General features: G+C 30.7%; 18 protein-coding genes and 2 tRNA genes. 2 read left to right on the forward strand and 18 right to left on the reverse strand.

Features of this window, described 5'->3' with window-relative positions:
* Nucleotides 1–145: 145 nt before the first annotated feature.
* From DY249_RS05685 to DY249_RS05770, 18 genes are all read right to left on the reverse strand, one after another.
* Nucleotides 146–1330 carry an acetyl-CoA C-acetyltransferase gene (locus DY249_RS05685; protein ID WP_101539316.1) on the reverse strand — a complete coding sequence of 395 codons (1185 nt, stop codon included), beginning with the start codon at nucleotides 1328–1330 and terminating at the stop codon, nucleotides 146–148.
* 62 nt (nucleotides 1331–1392) lie between these two features.
* Nucleotides 1393–2235 (reverse strand): 3-hydroxyacyl-CoA dehydrogenase family protein, encoded by an 843-nt coding sequence (locus DY249_RS05690; protein WP_101539317.1) that lies wholly within the window; start codon nucleotides 2233–2235, stop codon nucleotides 1393–1395.
* Nucleotides 2236–2245: 10 nt separating this feature from the next.
* The gene (locus DY249_RS05695) at nucleotides 2246–3025 is read right to left on the reverse strand and encodes an enoyl-CoA hydratase-related protein (protein ID WP_101539318.1); all 780 of its coding nucleotides are present in this window, start codon (nucleotides 3023–3025) and stop codon (nucleotides 2246–2248) included.
* 72 nt (nucleotides 3026–3097) lie between these two features.
* On the reverse strand, nucleotides 3098–4102 hold the full coding sequence (locus DY249_RS05700; protein ID WP_101539319.1) for an electron transfer flavoprotein subunit alpha/FixB family protein: 1005 nt from the start codon (nucleotides 4100–4102) through the stop codon (nucleotides 3098–3100).
* Between the two features lie 10 nt (nucleotides 4103–4112).
* On the reverse strand, nucleotides 4113–4898 hold the full coding sequence (locus DY249_RS05705; protein ID WP_101539320.1) for an electron transfer flavoprotein subunit beta/FixA family protein: 786 nt from the start codon (nucleotides 4896–4898) through the stop codon (nucleotides 4113–4115).
* Nucleotides 4899–4907: 9 nt separating this feature from the next.
* Nucleotides 4908–6053: an acyl-CoA dehydrogenase gene (locus DY249_RS05710; RefSeq protein ID WP_115595482.1), complete on the reverse strand. Its 1146-nt coding sequence runs from the start codon at nucleotides 6051–6053 to the stop codon at nucleotides 4908–4910.
* A 371-nt stretch (nucleotides 6054–6424) separates the two neighbouring features.
* Nucleotides 6425–6787: a desulfoferrodoxin family protein gene (locus DY249_RS05715; protein ID WP_101539322.1), complete on the reverse strand. Its 363-nt coding sequence runs from the start codon at nucleotides 6785–6787 to the stop codon at nucleotides 6425–6427.
* A 75-nt stretch (nucleotides 6788–6862) separates the two neighbouring features.
* Nucleotides 6863–8152 carry a histidine--tRNA ligase gene (gene hisS / locus DY249_RS05720; RefSeq protein ID WP_101539323.1) on the reverse strand — a complete coding sequence of 430 codons (1290 nt, stop codon included), beginning with the start codon at nucleotides 8150–8152 and terminating at the stop codon, nucleotides 6863–6865.
* A 198-nt stretch (nucleotides 8153–8350) separates the two neighbouring features.
* Nucleotides 8351–9442 (reverse strand): Leu/Phe/Val dehydrogenase, encoded by a 1092-nt coding sequence (locus DY249_RS05725; protein ID WP_101539324.1) that lies wholly within the window; start codon nucleotides 9440–9442, stop codon nucleotides 8351–8353.
* A 14-nt stretch (nucleotides 9443–9456) separates the two neighbouring features.
* Entirely contained in the window at nucleotides 9457–10587 is a 1131-nt protein-coding gene (locus tag DY249_RS05730) for a 2-oxoacid:acceptor oxidoreductase family protein (RefSeq protein ID WP_101539325.1), read from the reverse strand.
* Between the two features lies 1 nt (nucleotide 10588).
* Nucleotides 10589–11338: a thiamine pyrophosphate-dependent enzyme gene (locus DY249_RS05735; protein ID WP_115595483.1), complete on the reverse strand. Its 750-nt coding sequence runs from the start codon at nucleotides 11336–11338 to the stop codon at nucleotides 10589–10591.
* Nucleotides 11331–12398, reverse strand: coding sequence for a 3-methyl-2-oxobutanoate dehydrogenase subunit VorB (vorB, locus tag DY249_RS05740; protein WP_115595484.1), 1068 nt, complete (start codon nucleotides 12396–12398; stop codon nucleotides 11331–11333). Before vorB ends, DY249_RS05735 begins: the two co-directional genes overlap by 8 nt.
* A 9-nt stretch (nucleotides 12399–12407) precedes the next feature.
* Complete coding sequence (locus DY249_RS05745; protein WP_218565046.1) at nucleotides 12408–12641, reverse strand: 4Fe-4S dicluster domain-containing protein; 234 nt, start codon at nucleotides 12639–12641, stop codon at nucleotides 12408–12410.
* Nucleotides 12642–12650: 9 nt separating this feature from the next.
* A complete protein-coding gene (locus DY249_RS05750) occupies nucleotides 12651–13205 on the reverse strand; it encodes an ATP-binding protein (protein WP_245943537.1) in 555 nt (184 codons plus the stop codon).
* Nucleotides 13206–13872: 667 nt separating this feature from the next.
* A complete protein-coding gene (gene brnQ, locus DY249_RS05755; protein WP_115595485.1) occupies nucleotides 13873–15180 on the reverse strand; it encodes a branched-chain amino acid transport system II carrier protein in 1308 nt (435 codons plus the stop codon).
* A 236-nt stretch (nucleotides 15181–15416) separates the two neighbouring features.
* A complete protein-coding gene (locus DY249_RS05760) occupies nucleotides 15417–16097 on the reverse strand; it encodes a DUF6873 family GME fold protein (protein WP_115595486.1) in 681 nt (226 codons plus the stop codon).
* A 47-nt stretch (nucleotides 16098–16144) separates the two neighbouring features.
* Nucleotides 16145–16218 (reverse strand) — tRNA-Cys (locus DY249_RS05765).
* A gap of 193 nt (nucleotides 16219–16411) precedes the next feature.
* A tRNA-Gly gene (locus DY249_RS05770) sits at nucleotides 16412–16486 on the reverse strand.
* A gap of 197 nt (nucleotides 16487–16683) precedes the next feature.
* Here DY249_RS05770 and DY249_RS05775 point away from each other — a divergent pair.
* Entirely contained in the window at nucleotides 16684–17313 is a 630-nt protein-coding gene (locus DY249_RS05775) for an ABC transporter ATP-binding protein (RefSeq protein WP_115595487.1), read from the forward strand.
* Entirely contained in the window at nucleotides 17306–18097 is a 792-nt protein-coding gene (locus tag DY249_RS05780; RefSeq protein ID WP_101539332.1) for an ABC transporter permease, read from the forward strand. Before DY249_RS05775 ends, DY249_RS05780 begins: the two co-directional genes overlap by 8 nt.
* The last annotated feature ends 124 nt before the right edge of the window (nucleotides 18098–18221 follow it).

Consider the following 18221-nt stretch of genomic DNA (forward strand, 5'->3'; position numbering starts at 1 on the left):
AGCATTGATATATATCTACTTAATTAATACTGGATAATAAAAAATAATAATACTGCGTTTTATTTTAAGTAATCAAAAATCTCCCAAGTAAATCTAATTATTTGGGAGATAATGTGATTATTTTTTTAGTACAAAAGTTGGAAATTTATCTTTCAACTATAACAGCTGTACCCATTCCACCACCTATACATAATGTGGCAAGACCTTTTTTAGCATCTCTTTTTTGCATTTCATATAATAATGTTGTTAAAATTCTTGCTCCACTTGCTCCTATTGGGTGACCAAGTGCAATAGCTCCTCCATTAACATTTACTATATCTGTATTAAGTCCTAGTTCTTTGATAACTGATAAAGCTTGAGCTGCAAAGGCTTCGTTAGCTTCGATTAATTCCATATCATCTAAAGTTAAATTAGCTTTTTCTAATGCTTTTCTTACTGTTGGGATTGGACCTGTACCCATTATTGCAGGATCTACACCTTCTGTGGCATAAGATACAATTGTTGCAAGTGGGGTTACACCTAATTCTTTAGCTTTTTCTTCACTCATAAGAATTAAAGCTGCAGCTCCATCGTTGATTCCAGATGAGTTAGCTGCTGTAACAGAACCACCGTCTCTTTTAAATGCTGGTTTAAGTTTTGAAATACCTTCAACCGTTACGCCTTCTTTAATATATTCATCATCTTCAACTACTGTAACATTGCCTTTTCTATCTTTAATTTCTACTGGTACGATTTCGTCTTTAAATCTACCTTCTTTTCTAGCTTTTTCAGCTCTATTTTGGCTTTCTGCTGCAAGTTCATCTTGTTCTTGACGTGTTAGACCATATTTTTCGACGATATTTTCAGCTGTCATACCCATTGGATAACCTTCAAAAGCATCTGTAAGACCGTCTCTCATCATATCATCAACTAATTTTTTATCGCCCATTTTTGCTCCCCATCTAGCATCTTGAATTAGATAAGGTGCATTTGACATTGATTCTGTACCACCTGCAAGCACTACTTCGTCATCTCCTGCCATAATCATTTGAGCTGCTAATGATACTGATCTTAGACCTGATCCACAAAGAATATTTAAAGTCATAGCTGGTTTTTCTTTTGGAATCCCTGAATTTATTGATATTTGACGAGCAACGTTTTGTCCTTGACCCGCTTGAAGAACGCATCCTAATACTGTTTCATCTATATCTTCTGGTTTTATACCAGCTCTTTTAATTGCTTCTTTTGCTACAATTTCACCTAAGTCAACAGCTGTCAATGATTTTAATGCTCCACCATTTGATCCTACTGGAGTTCTTACCGCACTTGCTATAACTACTTTTCTAGTCATTATTATATCTCCTTTTAAATTCCTTATATATGAAAATTATTCACTAACTTCTGTATGATAAATTATTTACTGTAATCGTAAAATCCTTTACCAGTTTTTCTACCTAATTCGCCCGCTGCTACTTTTTGTCTTAATAATACTGGAGCTGCATATTTATCAGAACCTATTGTATCTTTTAAGTAGTCCATGATATTTAAAACTATATCAAGACCTATAAGATCAGCTAATTCTAGTGGTCCCATTGGATGGTTTGCTCCTAATTTCATTGCAGTATCAATTCCTTCTGGTGTTGATAATCCTTCTTGAAGCGCATAAATACCTTCGCTTATCATTGGAACTAATATTCTATTTACTACAAATCCTGGAGCTTCATTTACTTCAACTCCTGTTTTTCCCATTTCTTCAGCAATTTTTTTGACTTTTTCTACTGTTTCATCACTAGTTGTAATACCTTTAATAATTTCTACTAGTTTCATTATTGTAGCCGGATTAAAGAAGTGCATACCTATTACTTTATCAGGTCTTTTTGTAGCTGCTGCAATTTCTGTAATAGAAATTGATGATGTATTTGAAGCAAGTATTGTATCTTCTTTACAAATCTCGTCTAATTCTTTAAAAATAGATTTTTTTATTTCTGGATTTTCGCTTGCTGCTTCAACAATTAGATCGCAATCTTTTAATTCATTTACATCTGTAGTAAATGTAAGTCTTCCTAGGTATTCATCTTTTTGATCTTCTGTAATTCTTTCTTTAGCTACAGATTTTTCAAATGATTTTGTTATAATGGATTTTCCTCTTTCAACAAATTCATCTTTTATATCTCTAACTACTACTTCGTATTTTTTGCTTGCTACTTCAGCAATTCCAGCACCCATTGTACCTGCACCAATAACACCAATTTTCATACTATTCTCCTTATTTATTCTCGAATTCTGCTTTTTGTTTATTTACAAAAGCTTCAGTTCCTGTTTTCATATCTTCAGTTGAGAATGTCATTCCAAAAGCTAACTCTTCTATTCTTAAAGCAGAGTCTATATCAGTTTGTCCGCCAGTATTTATAGCTTCTTTTGCTAATTTTACAGCTATTGGAGCTTGTTTAGCTATACTTTTAGCTAATTCATTAACTCTTTCTTCTAGTCTTTCTTTTTCAACTACATCTTGAACCAAACCAATTTCTAATGCTTTTTCAGCTTTTATATTTTCAGCTGAAAGAATTAAATACTTAGCCCAACCTTGACCAACTAATCTTTGAAGTCTTTGAGTTCCTCCAAATCCTGGCATGATTCCAAGACCAACTTCTGGTTGTCCAAATAATGCTTTTTCACTTGCAATTCTAATATCACAAGCCATAGCTAGCTCGCATCCACCACCTAAGGCAAATCCATTAACTGCGGCAATTACAGGGATAGGCAAGGTTTCTATTTTTCTAAAAACTCCAATACCTTTTTTACCAAATTTGTTAGCTTCTATTGGACTTAGCACGCTCATTTCTTTAATGTCTGCGCCAGCTACAAAACTTCTACCTTCGCCTGTTATGATTAATACCCTTAAATCTTTATCATTTTTAATTTCATTTAAGAGATTGTCTAACTCATCTAAAACTTCTGAATTAAGTGCGTTTAAGGCATCTGGTCTATTTATAGTTAACTTTCCAATATTTTCATTTGTTTCATATTTAATAGTATTATAGCCCATAGTGACCTCCGTTAACTTTACATCTAATTTTATATAGTAAAAATAATACTAATAGATTTATAAGGTAATTTTTTAATTACTTGCTTTTGCTACTTTTATTTTTTTAATTAGTTCTGGTACAACTTCATTAATATCACCAACTATACCAACATCTGCTACGTTGAATATATTGGCATCTGGATTTTTATTAACAGCTATAATCAAATCGGATTCTTCCATACCAGCTAAGTGTTGGATAGCTCCAGAAATACCTAAAGCTATGTATAAGTTTGGTCTTACAGTTTTTCCTGTTTGTCCAACTTGACGATCTTTTTCAACCCAACCTGCATCTACAACTGCTCTTGAAGAAGATACTTCGCCTTCCAATACTTCTGCTAAATCATAAGCAAGTTTCATATTATCAGCAGAACCAATTCCACGACCTACTGAAACAAGTACTTGGGCATCTTCGATTTTAATTTTCTTCTTGTCAGCAAGTTTTTCTTCAATAACTTCTATATTTATATCTTTATCTTCTATATCTATATCGTATTTGTTTACTTCGCCAGTTCTATTTTTATCTTCATCTTGTTTTGGCATTACCCCAGGCCTTACTGTTGACATTTGTGGGCGAGCTTCTGGTGATTGGATGGTTGCTAGTAAGTTTCCACCAAAAGTTGGACGTGTCATATTTAATAAACCAACTTCTTCATCTATCTCTAATTTTGTACAATCTGCTGTAAGACCGCAGCCAATTCTAGAAGATACTCTAGGTGCAAGATCACGACCAATTGATGTGGCACCAAATAAAACAATTTGTGGTTTTAAATCATTTATAATTGTTGTCATTACTTTTACATAAGGTTCTGTAATATATTTATCAAGTTTATCATCTTCTACATAGTAAACTTTATCAGCACCATATGAAATTAATTCTTGAGTTAAATCTGAAACTTTTTTGCCTGCTATTACTGCGATTACTTCCTCTTTTAATTCATCTGCTAATTCGCGCGCTTTACCGATTAGTTCTAATGACACGCTTTGTAGATTGCCATCTCTTTGTTCGCAAACCACTAATACATTTTTATATTCGTTCATTAAAAACTCCTTAAATCAAAAACTCTTCGGCTAATTTATCAATTATGATATTAGCGCCTTCTTCTGAATCAACATCAAATACTTTTCCTGCTTGTTTAGCTCCTTTAGTAAATGAAGCTTTTACTCTAGTAGGAGAACCAGCTAGTCCTATATTTGATTTATCTACTTCTATGTCTTCAACAGTCCAAACTTTAACTAAATCTTCTTTATTTATATCATATATTCTTGATACTCTCATATATCTTGGACTATTCATTTCTCCTAAAGTAGTTATTAACACTGGGAATTTTGCCTTTAATATTTGATATCTATCTTCATATTGTCTTTGAACTGTAATGTTAGATCCATTTACTTCTTTAATATCTTCTACATATGAAATTGATGGTATTGCCAAGTGTTCAGCAGTTTGTGGACCTACTTGAGCTGTATCTCCATCAATAGCTTGTCTACCTGCAATAATCAAATCATAATCTAAATTGTTAATTGCTGCAGCTATAGCTGTTGAGGTTGCCCATGTGTCAGCTCCACCAAAAGCTCTATCTGTTAATAGGATAACTTCATCACATCCCATTGCATATGCTTCTTTAAGCGCTTCTGCTGCTTGTGGAGGTCCCATTGATAATACTGTTACATGAGCTCCATTTTCATCTTTAATCTTTAATGCTTCTTCTATACCTGCTTTATCATCTGGATTTATGATTGAAGGAAGACCTTCTCTCATTATTCTTCCTGTTTCTGGGTCTATTTTTACTTCGTTTGTGTCTGGAACTTGTTTTACTAATACTACTATATTCACACTAAACTCCTATGCTAATAAGTTTCCTGAAATTACCATTCTTTGAACTTCTGATGTTCCTTCATAGATTTCTGTGATTTTTGCATCACGCATCATACGTTCAACAGGATAATCTCTTGTGTAACCATATCCACCATATAATTGAACACACTTTGTAGTAACATTCATTGCGCATTCAGCAGCAAATAATTTTGCATGAGCAGCAGATACTGTATATGGATTTCCATTATCTTTATCGCATGCAGCTTTGTAAACTAAAAGTCTGGCAGCTTCAATTTCGTTAGCAAGATTTGCTAATTGGAATTGGGTATTTTGGAATTTTGATAGACTTCTACCAAATTGTTCTCTTTCTTTTACATAGTCAATTGTTTTTTCAAGAGCACCTTCAGCTATACCTAAAGCTTGAGCTGCAATTCCTATACGTCCACCATCTAGAGTTGACATAGCAACTTTAAATCCTTTGCCTTCTTTACCAAGTAAATTTTCAGAAGGGATTTTACAATCTTCAAATATCAATTCGCATGTAAGAGATCCATGAATACCAAGTTTTTTCTCAGGTAATCCTACAGTAAATCCAGGAGTATCTTTTTCTACTATGAAAGCAGATATTCCACGATTACCTTTTGTTTTATCAGTCATAGCAATTATGACAAACGTATCAGCTAATGTGGCATTTGTGATGAATATTTTTGAACCGTTTAAAATATAATGTTTTCCATCATCTGTTAAGGTAGCTGTTGTTTGTTGCATTGAAGCATCTGTACCAGCCATAGGTTCTGTCAATGCAAATGCACCAATATGTTCACCTGTTGCAAGTTTAGTTAGATATTTTTGCTTTTGTTCTTCAGTACCATATTTTTCAATTGGCCAAGCACAAAGTGATGTATGTCCTGAAATAATAACTCCAGTAGAAGCACAAGCCTTGGACAACTCTTCTATAGCCATTATGTAACCTAAATAGTCTCCACCTTCTCCACCATATTCTTTAGGAATAGGTATTCCAAAAAATCCCGCTTCTTTTAATTTGGGAATGTTTTCATAAGGTGGTCTTTCTTCTTCGTCAATAATTGCTGCTAAAGGTTCAACTTCACGAACAGCAAAGTCTTTATACATATCTCTTAGCATTTTGTGGGTACTATCAATAGTAAAATCCATACAAACTCCTTTCAAATTTGTTATTTATTTAACTTTCATATATATAATATACCCATTCGACAGCTTTGTCAAAATTTTAATCAAATTTATAATCGGGTTTTATATATAATGAATCTATTTTAACAATATTATTCATTTATTATTTAATAAAAGTTAATTTTTTGTTAAATAATATTCCTTATCTCATACTAATTTTCCATATTATTAAGTTTTAAAAAACTTTCTTAATTAAAGATTTTTTATATAGTTGTTTATTTAAAATATTTAAGATAACATTTTATCACTAGTAATAAAAACGATTTCCAATTATCTAAATTTTTAAAAAAAATTAGACATACAGAATAGTCATGTCTAATTTTTTTATTATTATCTTAGTTTAATTCAGCAGAATTTTCCCATAATCCATGAATATTACAATAACTTAAAGCGTAAATTGTACCCTTTTTACCTGCTTTAATGTATCCTGTTGCACATGGGATTGTAAATAAATCATCTTCTCCATGAGCTGTAAATTCAGATGAAGCTATTTCTACAGGGAATTGAGCATCTTCTGCTTTAAAAAATACTTTTATCCATGCAATATGATGTTCTAAAGTATTTGGGTGTTCAATTTCTGTTCCTACTGCAGCTCTTATTCTTACTTTGCCATTTTCAACACTTTCAAAATCAATTTCTGGAACGTGTTTTTCGCTTGACCAATCTCCAGTTTGTACTGTTTCAGTTAATTTGCTCATATGTACCTCCAAAATATTTTGATAATATGTTATCTATTTATAATATAACAGGAATTATAAATAAAATCAATTCTTTTAATCTAAATTTTCTATGCTTTTATTAACTTGTTCACCAGTTTGCATATTTTTAATAGATACTTCATTTTTAGAGGCTTCTTCTTCTCCAATTATCACTACATATTTGGCATTAATTTTATCTGCATAATTTATTTTCTTTTTAAATTTGCCTTTTTCTAAGTATATATCAGCTTTTTTATCTTGTGCTTTCAATTTATTTAAAACATCTATCGCATAGAAATTTAATTTTTCTTCCATTGGTAAAATTAAATAATTTGTTTGGCTTTGTTTTTTATCTTCAATTAATCCTAGCTCTATAAGTTGATAAAATAAACGAGTTAAACCTATGGACATTCCTACTCCAGGAAGTTTTTGCTTGCTGAAATTACTTGCCAAATTTTCATATCTGCCGCCTGAACAAACCGAACCTATTGCTTCATATCCATCTATGAAAGTTTCATAAACTGTAGATGTATAATAATCTAAGCCTCTGGTTATGGAAAGATCTATATTAATATTTTTATCATCTATGCCAAATTTGAGCATATATTCATATACGGTTTTTAATTCATCTAGTCCTTCTAAAAATAGCTCATTATCAGATAACTTTTCTAAATCGTTTAGAATTTCAGAATTATTTTTATCTAAGTCTATAAATTCCAATGTCCTTTTTGCACTTTTAGTTCCTATGATCTCATCAAGGAGTGCTTTTGTCTTTTCAATACCTATCTTATCTTTTTTATCAATTGTTCTTAAAACTTCTGTACTATCCTCTATTTCTAAGGATTCAAAAAATCCATTTAATAATTTTCTGTTATTTATATGAAAAGTAATATTTGGAAAATCGATTCTATTAAAAGCTTCAAAAATCACGCGTGCAAGTATGGCATCATTATATATGGATAGTTCATTATTGCCTATTATATCAATATCAGCTTGGTAAAACTCCTTATATCTGCCTTTTTGATTACGTTCACCTCTGTACACCTTTCCTATTTGATAGCGTTTAAAAGGAAAATTTAATTCAGAAAAGTGTTCTGAAACATAACGAGCAAGAGGCACTGTTAGATCAAAACGCAAGCTCATATCTTTTGATTCACTTGCTATTTCAAAAATTTGCTTTTCAGTTTCTCCACCACCTTTAGCAAAAAGAATTTCGTTTTTTTCTATTACAGGAGTATCTATTGCTAAAAAGTTATAATCTTTAAATGTTTCTTCTATTGTATTTTTCATCCTATCAAAAACTGCTTGTTCTTCTGGAAGTAACTCCATTACACCTGCAATTGTTGAGGGCTTTACTATATTCATTGCTATCTCCTAACTTTTTAGTTTATTATAACATATAATATAAAACTTGATAAAAATTTTAGAATACAAAAGTGATAAGCACCTGATTTTTTTAATTAAAAAGTGAAACTATTGTAAGTATGCCTATGAAATAAACAGCTACTACAATTAGTTTCACTTTTATCACTTATAATTATTTTTCATCAAATGATTCTAAACTTATTTATTTAATGATGAGCTTGGATTTAGGTTAAATATTCCTTTTGTTTTTTCTACGCTTTTAATTCTATCTTCAGCTAATCTATTTGCTGCTACATTTGTAGGAATATCTTCTTTTTTAGAAATTTCAAATACTTTTGCTATTTCATCACCAATTTTATCGATTTTTTTATTAGCTCTTTCTCTATCAAATCCACCATATAATTCATCGTGGCAATGAACAACTCCACCAGCGTTAACTATAAAGTCTGGAGCATATAATATACCTTTATCTTTCAAAACTTGACCATGACGTTCTTCTTTTAATTGGTTATTTGCAGAGCCACAAATTATATCAAATTTCATTTGAGGAATTGTTTCGTCATTTACAGTAGCTCCTAGTGCACATGGAGCATAAATGTCTCCTTCCCAGTCCCACATTTTATTTGGTTCAACGATTTCGATACCACATTCTTCAGCATTTTTCACTGATTTTTCATTAATATCGCAACCATATACTTTAGCACCTTCTTCTTGACAATATTTTGCAACATTCAATCCTACATTACCTAAACCTTGTACTAGGATTTTTTTGTCTTTTAATGAATCATCACCGTATTTTTCTTTAGCGCTAGCTTTTATAGACATATATACGCCACGTGCTGTAGATGGTGAAGGGTTTCCACCTGTTCCAGGTTTCATAGATGTTCCTAAAACATAATCAGTTTCTTGATAAATACTATCCATATCATCTTCTGTTGTTCCAACATCTTCTGCTGTTATGTATCTACCACCCATAGCATTTACATATCTTCCCAAAGATCTAAGCATAGCTTCTGTTTTTGGGTGATCTTCATCAACCATAACTACAGTTTTTGCTCCACCTGCCCAAATACCACAAGCAGCATTTTTATAAGCCATACCACGTGCTAATCTTAGTGCATCTTCTATAGCATCTTCTTCGCTATCATAAGTCCATATTCTGCATCCACCAATAGCTGGACCTAGCACTGTATTATGAATACATGTTACAGCTCTTAAGCCAGTTTCAGAATCGTTCATAAAAATAAGTTGTTCGTAATCGTATTCATCCATTCTTTCAAATATATTCATAACTCTCTCCTTTATTAAAGTTTAGAAAATGATTGGTCTGCCCACCATTGCTCTTGATGTAATTTTGTGTGTTCATCAAATTGATTATAGTGATCATTTTCCCATTTTACTAATTCGCTATATAGTTCTTTTGATTGTTTGTCATCAACTTTTTCGCTAGCTTTTTTATAAAATTCTAATTCGTTATATTCAATATATAAAGCATTCTTTAAAGCTGATATTGTCATTTCGTCTTCATCATTTTCATAATTTTCATCTTCAAATAAAGCTATATTTTTGTAAGCTTCAAAATCTTGATTTAAATTATCACCGTGATTTTCTAATTTTTCTAGCAAAGCTTTAATATAATCAACATGCTCTACTTCTTGCATAGCTACAGATTCAAATATACCCCTATAGCTATCATTTAAATTTTTACTTAAATAAGTATAGTAATCTACAGCATTTTGTTCAAATTGCAAAGCATACTCTGCAGTTTTTAATGGACTATCAAAAATATTATCATCGTATTCAAATGTTATTTCAGATCTTATATCTTCATCATATGCAAATTCTTCTGGAGTTTTTCTATATCCTTCATTTGCACACTCATCTCCAGTTTCATTATCTAATATAAGTTGCATACCAGCATTTAAAGCTTCCTTATTAGCAGGTATCAAGTGTTTCTTTTTATCACCAAATACTTTAGTAAATGCTTCAATTATGGATTCCAATTTTAATAAATTAGTAACCTGTAAAAATGAACCAAGCATAACCATATTTGCCATCTTTATATTTCCAAGATCTTTTGCTTTAGAAGAGACTGGCACTTTATATATATTAATTTCATCATTTCCATAGCCTTTTGTATCTATCAATGAAGAGTTAATAAATAAATTGCCGCCTGCTCCAACTATATCTTTAAATTTATCAAAAGATGGTTGGTTCATTACAATAACATCAGTAGCTACATCTATATTAGGAGCACCCACTGGACTATCTGATAATACCACTGAACAATTCGCAGCACCTCCTCTCATTTCTGGGCCATAAGATGGCATCCATGAAACTTCCAAATTTTCTACCATTCCTGCATAGGTTATCATTTGCCCCATAGCTAGAACACCTTGGCCACCAAAGCCTGCACATAAAATACGTCGTTCCATATTATTCCTCCTTTATTCTTCCTAATGGATAATAAGGTATCATATTATCATCAACCCATTTCATGGCATCTACAGGTGTCATTCCCCAGTTGGTGGAGCATGTTGATAAAACTTCAACTATACCAAAACCTTTTCCCTCGATTTGATATTCAAAACATTTTTTGATAGCCACCTTTGCTTTTCTTATATTGCCTGGTGAGTTAACCGCTACCCTTTCTACAAATTTTGCCCCATCTATTGTAGCAAGCATTTCTGCAACTTTTAATGGTTTTCCAGACCATGCTTCATCACGACCTTTTGGAGATGTTGTAGTTACCTGACCTACTAATGTAGTTGGTGCCATTTGTCCACCTGTCATACCATAAATAGCATTATTTATAAAAACAACAGATATATTTTCTCCTCTATGAGCTGCCTGTACTATTTCATTTGTACCAATAGATGCTAAATCGCCATCTCCTTGATATGTAAAAACAAATTTATCAGGTTCTACTCTTTTTATACCAGTAGCTAGGGCTGGAGCTCTACCATGATCTGCTAAAGTCATATCTACATTCCAATATGCTGTTGAAGGAGCAGCACAACCTACTGGAGCAACTCCAACAGTTTTTCCATCAACCCCCAATTCAACTAAACATTCAGCTACAAGTTTATGTACAATACCATGAGTACAACCCGGACAAAAATGTAGAGGCACATCTGTCAAAGCGGTTGATTTTTCATAAACCACTTTTTCTTTTACTTCAGTCATTTTTCCCTCCTAATATTTCTATTGCTTTATCAACAATTTCTTGAGCGGTAGGTACCATTCCACCAAGTCTGTTATAAAAATAAATATTTTGTCTACCTTCTGTTGCAATTTTTACATCATCAAGCATTTGTCCATTATTTAATTCAACAACTAATATGTCATCACATGGAACATCTTTGTAAGCTTCGTAAGGAAATGGCCAAACTGATATAGGTCTAATTAATCCAACTTTATAACCGTTTTCTCTTAATATTTGTATAGCAGTTTTTACAATCCTAGCTGCAGATCCATATGCTGTTATTAATAGTTCACAATCTTTGACACCATCTTCTTCAAATATAACTTCTTTTTCCATGACTTGTTGATATTTTTCATATCTTTTTCTATTTATTTTTTCAAGCTCTGGTGTTGATAGTTCTAATGAAGTTATTACATTTCTGTGTCCTCTTTCATCTCTTCTACCATCAGTAGTCCACTCTTTTGCTTGTCTATTTAAAACTTCTTTGTTGGATTCTGGAAATTCAACTGGTTCCATCATTTGTCCAAGCATTCCATCAGACATGATAAAAGCAGGCATTCTCCATTCATCAGCTTTTTCAAAAGCTAGCATAGTGTAATCAACGAGTTCTTGAACATTGCTAGGTGCATAAGCTAATACTCTATAATCTCCATTACCTCCACCTCTGGTTGTTTGGAAATAATCCGTTTGTGATGGTTGAATGGATCCTAGTCCTGGACCACCCCTCATCATATTTACTATAACCATAGGTAAATCTGATCCAGCTGCTGATGATATACCTTCTTGCATCAAAGATATACCTGGTCCTGATGATGATGTCATTGTTCTATGACCTGCTGCTGCTGCACCATATAGCATATAAATTGATGCTATTTCACTTTCAGCTTGTAAAAAAACTCCTCCTACATCCGGCAACTTCCTAGCAAAATATTCTGGAACTTCTGATTGAGGGGTTATAGGATAACCAAAATAGCTTCTACAACCAGCTCTAATAGCCGCTTCAGCTAGAGCTTCGTTTCCTTTCATTAAAACCTTTGTCATATTTTCCTCCTACACTAATTTATAAACAGATATAACTGAGTCTGGACAAGTTATTGCACAATTACCACAAGCTATACATTCATCAGGTCTAACAGCTGAAGATGGTGAGTAACCTTTTACATTTATAGTATCCATATCTAGTTCTAATACATGTTTTGGACATACACTTACACAAAGTCCACATCCTTTGCATATATCTTGGTTTATAACTACCTTTCCCATTCTTTTTTTAGTATCACTCATAATTCCTCCTTAGCTCATCCAGTCTTGTCTTAAATATAAGTTTATTGGAAAAAGCTTATCTTTTACTTCATCTGAAACATTAGGATCATTTTTTAAAACATTGGCAATATTTATATTGCAAACGTTATATCTAAACTCAATATTAAGTTTTTCAGATACTTCACTAACTATATCATGACCTTTTAAAATATCTAAAGATGTAGTATCTTTTAACATATGCGTAGTATTTACTAATACATTTGTCCTAATACCACCCATAGATTCAATTAATTTCATATAAGATATAATATCTTCTGTTTTTGAAGTTTCCGGTCTATTAGTATTAATCACAAAAATATTTTCAGTATCTTTTAAATATGGCTCATATGTTCTAAGAATGAGTGCACCTTTCGGATCTCCTCCAACATCTAGAATACTTTGATACGATTTATTCTGAATAGCTTTTAGAATACTCGGATCCAAAGCTGGAACATCTAGTACATCTTGATGTCCTCTAGAAGATGAATAAACCTCTACACCCTTTTCTTTTAAAAAATCAGTTTTCTCTCTTACTCTAAAGTACATATTAATAATGTCTAAATCACAAATTGCAACATTGTCAAAAAACTTTTTTAAATATAGAGCATAATTTATAGAAAACTCACTTTTACCCGAACCAAAATGTCCGTAAACTATATGTAATCTTTTTTCTATAATTCATCCACCTCCCAAAAACCGAATAATTACAATTAAAAATATTTAATAGCTTTATATGTAATAATGAAATAAGTATTCGATTACACTAAGACTAAGTACTTATCTTAATTCAATTTTACATCCTGTTTTCAAAAAATACAAGCGTTTTCACTCGACTAAATATTTATAATATTCCAAACATTTTTATAATTATATAATCAAAATGATAATTTATTTTTATTTTTTTTTAAGAATCCAAATGATAAAATATGAACAATCTATTATGAATTAGCTTGATATTGTAAATTAGCTTAAGATTAGTTTTTTTAGATATATATTTTTCTACATCATAATCTTTTGTATATAAATTAACTATTAAAATGATTATAAACTTGAATAGAAAACGATTTTTTTATGTATAATTAATTATTTTTATCGAAAATTTAATTTTCAAAAAACCAATATTTATAAAAATAATAAATATATATTAATTTTCATTGTCTTATATTATATAAAAAAATACTCTAAATATAATCTAGAGTATTTTTTTAATTATTTATACTTGTACATTTGTCTTGATATTTTTATTATATTTGCTTTTTTTATTTGTCGCTAACACTCCTATTAAAAATACTATTATAAATGGGATAATCCATGGGAAACCGGATTTATAAAAAGGTAACCAAGAAATGGTTTTGGTTAAGTTATCTGTATTAACATTAAAAATATTTAAATAATTTATTATAGTTTGTATTATGGCTATAATGGATACAACTACAAACGTTATTTTTCTATATTTATAATCAACTTGCTTATTCCTCAAATTGTAAATTATCATTGTTAAGACTACAGGATAAGCATAATTTAATATAGGAAAAGTAAATGTTACTATCCTATCAACCCCAATCAATGATAAAATTACAGATATTACAATAATTATTGTAACCATCAATTTATATGAGATCTTATTGTGAAATATTTCAACAAATATTTCTGATATAGAGCTTGTTAGTCCAACTGAAGTTGTTAAACAAGCTAAAGCTATTATTGCAGCTAATATATATTTTCCTACTGGTCCTAAAATCGAATTAGTGATACTAATAAGTAAATCGACCCTTTCGGTCTTATCTTGATATATTCCTGATGCTGTTGCTCCTAAGTAAGTCAAAGATACATATACTAACAATAACCCTATTGCAGCAATGGCTATGACCTGGCCTGTTCTTTTAAGCAAATCGTTTTCATAACCCTTATCAATTAATGCATTAATTATAATAGGAGAAAAAACTATCGCTGCCAAGGCATCCATAGTGTTATATCCTTCAGTTATAGATTGTGAAAAAACCTCAGAAGTACTTTCATTAGGTATGATTTTTTCTCCAATAGGATGTATTATGCCTGAAATTATCATAATGGCTAATACTATTAATAGTGCAGGTGTAAGATATTTACCTATTATGTCCACTATTTTATTATTAGTTACATTTAGTAAAAGAGTTATTCCAAAAAAAATCAGAATAAACAATATGTACGGAATATGTATTCCTGATGCAATTACAACTTCCCCACTAGTTGCCCCCGTTCTTGGTATAGCACCTAGAGGACCAATAACTAAAATTACAAGTAAAGTTACAATAAATCCCAATTTATTACCAGCTACATTCGTAAACTCCTTAACATTGCCTCTTTTTTTGGACATTGCTATTACAGCACATGATGCAAGACCAACTCCAGTTAACAAAAAACCTATACTAGCTACTAGCCAACAACTACCAAACGTTTTCCCTAGATATGGAGGAAAAATTAAATTTCCTGCTCCAAAGAATAGAGAAAATAGTGCAAAACCGATAATAATAATATCCATATTTTCCTCCTTTATTATTATATTTTCTAAACAAATACCCACTGTTTAAAATTTATAACACATAAAAGTAGAAAATATTTTTTTAACTATTTTACTATTCTAAATAAATATAATGGTTATTTATATTTTTATATTTTTCAAATAATATGTTAATTTGAATAAATAAGTCAGTATTTTATGCTATACTAAATATTATGAAAACTATTATCAATCATCTATAATAATAAAATTACTTTTTACTTTACAAATATAAGTGATCCAGTATCAAATAAGTCACAGTTATTGGGATACAAAAGCTTTATTCCAGATTTTTTCGCTTCCATTTTTATAGTTTCATAACTATTTAATTTTTCTATATTTCCATTGAAAATTAGAGTATTTTCAAAAAATCCACAAGTACCACCCAAAAAGCCATTATCAAATCCATCTAAAGGAATATTTTCTTCGCTTAATAAAACCACTTCTATTTTATCTTTTAAAGTTTTATAAATTCCATAATCACTAGTTAAAATTTTATCTCCCATAGGAACAACGGAACATCTAGAATAACCTTGCCTTGTAAAATAATGCTTATAAATATTTTTATTCATAAATTGTAAAATATTTTTTTCAGTTTGGTCATTATGTATAAAATAATCAGATCCCATATATATATTATAAATTGAATCCCTTGGATATTTAGCTTCTACATTTTCACCATTAATAAAATTTACACCCGAGATTTTTTCTTTATAATAATCAACTACTGCCTTATCAATGACTACATTTTCTTCATCTAGAATAAATATAGATAAATCAGGGTGATCCGCTATTCTAATATCAAGATTAGGATTATCAATTGTTTCTATATATTCAAATTTTTTATCATCTAAAAAATCTCTAAATTCTTTTTTTGACTTATTACTTATAATCAGCATAAAATCCTCAATAAAAAAACTCTCATTATAATAATGAGAGCTAAATTTGGAGGCGCCACCCAGATTTGAACTGGGGGTAAAGGTGTTGCAGACCTCTGCCTTACCACTTGGCTATGGCGCCACATATTAGTACAAAATTATCTAAGTAGATATAAGACATGGACAATAAAAAACCTTACAAATCAGAATTATCATTATTCTGTGGTAAGGTGCATACGCTCAAAAAACTCCTGCTTCTTTTGCTTAGTTCTTTGGACTTACTTAGTTTGCCCTAAAAATTAAAATACCTAGCATTTTTAACCTTAAAAAGGATTTGGAGCGGATGACGAGATTCGAACTCGCGACCCTCGCCTTGGCAAGGCGATGCTCTACCACTGAGCCACATCCGCAGGTACTCTTATAGTATACAACTTTATTATCGATTTGTAAAGTTTTTTTAATATAATATTTACTATTATTTTATAATCTTAATTGCTTACCTATCTAGTCTAATCTATTTTTAATAATTTGTCAAATTTATCTATTGAAATTTTATATTTGAAAAATACAATATTATACATAAATATTAATAGAAATAGAGGATTTTATGTTTACTTTTGAAAATGTTAAGTACAAGGATATACTTGCCATAGATGATCTAAAAATAGAGCTTGGCAAAATAACTTGTATTACAGGTCCTAGTGGGTCTGGTAAGTCTACTTTGCTTAGACTTATTAATAAATTAATATCTCCCGATTCTGGAATTATCACTCTAAATGGCGAAGATATTGCTGATATTAATTCTGTTGACTATAGAAGAAGAGTTCCTATGCTCTCTCAAAGTCCAGTTACTTTTCCTGGTGACATTAGAGAAAATTTACTAATAGGTAGAAAATTCCAAGCTAAAGATGAACCAGGTGATGACCAACTAAAAAAAGCTTTAAAAGCTGTAAGTTTAGATGAATCATTAGATAAAGACATTGAAAACTTATCTGGTGGAGAACAACAAAGAGTCTCTATAGCAAGGCTAATGCTTTTAGACAGCGATATTTATTTACTAGATGAGCCTTCTTCTGCCTTGGATGATTTAACTGAGGATTTTGTAATAAAATCTATGGTTGATATGGCAAATGATCAAAATAAAACAATAATTTATGTAACTCATTCTAAATCAATGGCTGATAAATATAGCGATAAAGTGATAAAGATTGTTGACGGGAGAGTTTATAATGGATAAGTCTGTAATAGATATAAGTAATAGTCAATTGCTTTTAACTTATACTTTTGTAATTATTGCAATGATTATTACGACTATAAATGGAATAAATCGTAATAAAGAGTTTATAATATCATCTATAAGAATGACTGTTCAGCTTTTTATAGCTGGATATGTTTTAGTTTATATATTCGATAAGTCTTCTATTATACTATCGGCATTAATGATCTTGCTAATGGAGTTTTTTGGCGTTTATAATATTGTCTCCAATAAGAAGAAAAGATTAAATAATAAGATAATATTTATTATAACTATCTCGCAATTAATAGGTACAATCTTTGTCCTAATATTTTTCTTACTAATTGTTGTCAGACCAGACCCATTTTATGATCCACAATACTTAATTCCGCTAGGTGGTATGATTATTGGAAATGCAATGACCGGTATAGACCTTGCCCTTAACCAAATTTTAAATGCAATTGATTCAAAAAGAGTAAATATTGAAGGCGCCTTAATGCTTGGAGCAACTCCAAGGATGGCTATGGATAAAATCATCCAAGAATCATTTGATACAGCCATAATTCCTACTATAAATAAAATCAAAAATATCGGAATTATAACTCTTCCTGGCATGATGAGCGGTCAAATTTTAAGTGGAATTTCTCCATTAGTTGCTATAAAATATCAAATAGCTATAATGACTGCAATCCTAAGTGCTGTAACCATTTCCGTATTTTTGTTTTTACGACTAGGTTATAAAAAATTCTTTAATAAACAATACCAATTAATTAGAAATGAAGAATAAAAATAAAAAGCACCTGCTGGTGCTTTTTTTATGTAAGTCATAGGGTTGCGAAATTCTTTGTCCTTACATTATTTATATATCCACATTTATCTAAGAATTGGTAAATTTTTCGTAAAAATAATTT

It is taken from the genome of Anaerococcus octavius (genome assembly GCF_900445265.1).
GTDB classification, from domain to species: domain Bacteria; phylum Bacillota; class Clostridia; order Tissierellales; family Peptoniphilaceae; genus Anaerococcus; species Anaerococcus octavius.

Excerpts from the sequence above, each read along its gene's own strand:
- DY249_RS05685 (WP_101539316.1), bottom strand. The coding sequence starts at position 1,330 with ATGACTAGAAAAGTAGTTATAGCAAGTGCGGTAAGAACTCCAGTAGGA.
- DY249_RS05690 (WP_101539317.1), bottom strand. The coding sequence starts at position 2,235 with ATGAAAATTGGTGTTATTGGTGCAGGTACAATGGGTGCTGGAATTGCT.
- DY249_RS05695 (WP_101539318.1), bottom strand. The coding sequence starts at position 3,025 with ATGGGCTATAATACTATTAAATATGAAACAAATGAAAATATTGGAAAG.
- DY249_RS05700 (WP_101539319.1), bottom strand. The coding sequence starts at position 4,102 with ATGAACGAATATAAAAATGTATTAGTGGTTTGCGAACAAAGAGATGGC.
- DY249_RS05710 (WP_115595482.1), bottom strand. The coding sequence starts at position 6,053 with ATGGATTTTACTATTGATAGTACCCACAAAATGCTAAGAGATATGTAT.
- DY249_RS05715 (WP_101539322.1), bottom strand. The coding sequence starts at position 6,787 with ATGAGCAAATTAACTGAAACAGTACAAACTGGAGATTGGTCAAGCGAA.
- hisS (WP_101539323.1), bottom strand. The coding sequence starts at position 8,152 with ATGAATATAGTAAAGCCCTCAACAATTGCAGGTGTAATGGAGTTACTT.
- DY249_RS05725 (WP_101539324.1), bottom strand. The coding sequence starts at position 9,442 with ATGAATATATTTGAAAGAATGGATGAATACGATTACGAACAACTTATT.
- DY249_RS05730 (WP_101539325.1), bottom strand. The coding sequence starts at position 10,587 with ATGGAACGACGTATTTTATGTGCAGGCTTTGGTGGCCAAGGTGTTCTA.
- DY249_RS05735 (WP_115595483.1), bottom strand. The coding sequence starts at position 11,338 with ATGACTGAAGTAAAAGAAAAAGTGGTTTATGAAAAATCAACCGCTTTG.
- vorB (WP_115595484.1), bottom strand. The coding sequence starts at position 12,398 with ATGACAAAGGTTTTAATGAAAGGAAACGAAGCTCTAGCTGAAGCGGCT.
- DY249_RS05745 (WP_218565046.1), bottom strand. The coding sequence starts at position 12,641 with ATGAGTGATACTAAAAAAAGAATGGGAAAGGTAGTTATAAACCAAGAT.
- DY249_RS05750 (WP_245943537.1), bottom strand. The coding sequence starts at position 13,205 with ATGTACTTTAGAGTAAGAGAGAAAACTGATTTTTTAAAAGAAAAGGGT.
- brnQ (WP_115595485.1), bottom strand. The coding sequence starts at position 15,180 with ATGGATATTATTATTATCGGTTTTGCACTATTTTCTCTATTCTTTGGA.
- DY249_RS05760 (WP_115595486.1), bottom strand. The coding sequence starts at position 16,097 with ATGCTGATTATAAGTAATAAGTCAAAAAAAGAATTTAGAGATTTTTTA.
- DY249_RS05775 (WP_115595487.1), top strand. The coding sequence starts at position 16,684 with ATGTTTACTTTTGAAAATGTTAAGTACAAGGATATACTTGCCATAGAT.
- DY249_RS05780 (WP_101539332.1), top strand. The coding sequence starts at position 17,306 with ATGGATAAGTCTGTAATAGATATAAGTAATAGTCAATTGCTTTTAACT.